The following is a 2,901-nucleotide window of genomic DNA, read 5'->3' as shown; positions in this document are numbered from 1 at the left end:
CCTCCGCGACCTCCGGGGCGACATCGCCGTAGACGATCGACTTGCCGGTCTCGGGATCCCGCTCGCGGGTGACGCCGACATCGAGCACCGCCGCACCCGGCTTCACATGCTCGGCGCGCACGAGGTGGGCCACGCCCGCCGCGGCGACGATGACGTCGGCCTGCCGCAGGTGCGCTCCGAGGTCCCGCGTGCCGGTGTGGGTGAGGGTCACCGTCGCGTTGATCTCGCGGCGGGTGAGCAGTAGACCGATCGACCGGCCGATCGTGACGCCGCGGCCGACGACCGCGACATCCTTGCCGTTCAGGTCGTAGCCGTTGCGCTGCAGCAGCTCGATGACCGCCCGCGGCGTGCACGGGAGGGGGCTGGTGATCGTGCCGTTGACGTTGAGCACGAGGCGGCCGAGGTTGGTCGGATGCAGCCCGTCGGCGTCCTTCGCGGGGTCGATGCGCTCGAGCACCCGCTCGGTGTCGAGGTGCCCGGGGAGCGGGAGCTGCACGATGTAGCCGTGGCACGCCGGGTCGGCGTTGAGCGCGTCGATCGCCGCTTCCACATCGTCCTGCGTGGCGTCGCCCGGCAGTTCGACGTGGAGTGAGGCCATGCCGATCGCCTCCGCCTCGCGGTGCTTCATGCCGACGTAGAGCTGGGAGGCGGGGTCGGCGCCGACGAGCACGGTCGCGATGCCGGGCACCACGCCCTGCGCGGCGAGCGCGGCCACGCGCACCCGCAGCTCGTCCTTGATGGCGGCGGCGGTGGCCCTGCCGTCGAGTCGTTCTGCTGTCACGGGTCGTCCTTTCGTGGCGCGGGGGCCACAGCCCCCGCGCCCGGAAGCGGATTTACTGCTGCAGGCCGTCGTAGAGCGGGAAGGCCGCGGTGAGGGCAGCGACGCGGGTGCGCAGCGCCTCGAGGTCGGCGCCGGGCACGAGCGCGAGCGCGATGATGTCGGCGACCTCGGTGAACTCGGCGTCGCCGAAGCCGCGGGTCGCGAGCGCCGGGGTGCCGATGCGCAGGCCCGAGGTGACCAGCGGCGGACGCGGGTCGTTGGGCACCGCGTTGCGGTTGACGGTGATGTGGATCTCGTGCAGCAGGTCTTCGGCCTGCTTGCCGTCGAGCTCCGCGTTGCGGAGGTCGACGAGCACGAGGTGCACGTCGGTGCCGCCGGAGCGCACGGTGATGCCGGCGCCGGCGACGTCGGCCTGGCTGAGCCGGTCGGCGATGAGGGCCGCACCGCGCACGGTGCGCTCCTGGCGGTCCTTGAACTCCGGTGTGCCGGCGAGCTTGAACGCGGTGGCCTTCGCGGCGATCACGTGCATGAGCGGGCCGCCCTGCTGGCCCGGGAAGACGGCAGAGTTGATCTTCTTCGCGAGCTCGGCGTCGTTGGTGAGGATGAAGCCCGAGCGGGGGCCGCCGATGGTCTTGTGCACGGTCGAGGAGACGACGTGCGCGTGCGGAACGGGCGAGGGGTGCACGCCCGCGGCGACGAGCCCGGCGAAGTGGGCCATGTCGACCCAGAGGAGTGCGCCGACCTCGTCGGCGATCGCACGGAAGCGCGCGAAGTCGAGGTGGCGGGGGTAGGCGGACCAGCCGGCGATGATGACCTTCGGCTGGTGCTCGACCGCGAGACGGTGCACCTCGTCCATGTCGATGAGCGAGGTCTCCGGGTCGACGCCGTAGGCGACGATGTTGTAGAGGCGGCCCGAGAAGTTGATCTTCATGCCGTGAGTGAGGTGGCCGCCCTGGTCGAGCGAGAGGCCGAGCAGCGTGTCGCCGGGGCGGGCGATCGCGTGCAGCACGGCGGCGTTCGCGGTGGCGCCCGAGTGGGGCTGCACGTTGGCGAACTCGGCACCGAAGAGCGCCTTGGCGCGGGCGATCGCCAGCTCCTCGGCGACGTCGACCTCCTCGCAGCCGCCGTAGTAGCGACGTCCGGGGTAGCCCTCGGCGTACTTGTTGGTCAGCACCGAGCCCTGCGACTGCAGCACCGAGACGGGAACGAAGTTCTCGGAGGCGATCATCTCGAGGTAGCCCTGCTGACGCGCGAGCTCTCGGTCGAGCACCTGCGCGATCTCGGGGTCGACCTCGGCGAGCGGGGCGTTGAAGTACGAATCGGTCATGGCGATCTCCTGACGACGGTTCGGAAAAAAGGGGTTCCGTATCGGCCCAGGCGTGCGGTCGATAACCGTGTCGGTCGCTCCCCGGTGGTGTCCCACCTCAACGCCAGTCGCGACGGGTCGAGCATATCGGATCGGAGGGTCTGGGCGAGGCATCCGTAGTTTGTTAGGGTTCCTTACATGACGAATGCCGCGCTGCTCCCCCGCCCGCTCGTCACCCGGGTCGCCGGCACCGCGCCGTGGCGCGGCGTCGCGGCGCCCGAGCCGGGCGCCCACGGGGTGATCGTCACGCGCCACCCGGGGGCCGCGGAGTCGTACCGGCTCCGGGTCGACGAGTCCGGCATCGAGATCTCCGCCGCCGACGACGCGGGCGTGTTCTACGCCGGTCGCACCCTCGCGCAGCTCGCCACCCGCGACCACGAGGGCTGGGTCGTGCCCGCCATCGAGATCGAGGATGCCCCGCGGTTCCGGCACCGCGGGTTCATGCTCGACGTCGCGCGCCACTTCTTCCCGGTCGAGGTCGTGACGGCCCTCATCGACCGGCTCAGCGACCTGAAGCTCAACGTGCTGCACCTGCATCTGAGCGACGACCAGGGCTGGCGCCTGGCGATGGCGACGCGGCCCCTCCTCACCGAGCGCGCGAGCGCGACAGCGGCCCTCGGCGATGCGGGCGGCTTCTACACGGCCGACGACTACCGCACGATCGTCGCCCACGCGACCTCCCGGCACATGACCGTCGTGCCCGAGATCGACATGCCCGGACATACCCACGCCGTCTCGCTCGCCTACCCCGACA

3 protein-coding genes and 1 riboswitch are annotated in these 2,901 nt (G+C 71.3%); of the genes, 1 reads left to right on the top strand and 2 read right to left on the bottom strand.

Annotation, left to right across the window (positions count from 1 at the left end):
* Both ASG00_RS15315 and glyA read right to left on the bottom strand, forming a co-directional pair.
* A partial coding sequence (locus ASG00_RS15315) for a tetrahydrofolate dehydrogenase/cyclohydrolase catalytic domain-containing protein (protein ID WP_056208001.1) occupies positions 1–781 on the bottom strand: 781 nt, incomplete at its 3' end.
* 52 nt (positions 782–833) lie between these two features.
* Complete coding sequence (gene glyA, locus ASG00_RS06915) at positions 834–2,108, bottom strand: serine hydroxymethyltransferase (RefSeq protein WP_056207872.1); 1,275 nt, start codon at positions 2,106–2,108, stop codon at positions 834–836.
* A 37-nt stretch (positions 2,109–2,145) separates the two neighbouring features.
* Positions 2,146–2,229: riboswitch (ZMP/ZTP riboswitch) on the bottom strand.
* A gap of 56 nt (positions 2,230–2,285) precedes the next feature.
* Here glyA and ASG00_RS17540 point away from each other — a divergent pair.
* On the top strand, positions 2,286–2,901 hold a 616-nt coding region (locus ASG00_RS17540), incomplete at its 3' end, for a family 20 glycosylhydrolase (protein WP_235559402.1).

The organism is Microbacterium sp. Leaf351 (genome assembly GCF_001423825.1).
Classification (GTDB): domain Bacteria; phylum Actinomycetota; class Actinomycetes; order Actinomycetales; family Microbacteriaceae; genus Microbacterium; species Microbacterium ginsengisoli.
This window is presented reverse-complemented; position numbering and strand designations above follow the sequence as displayed.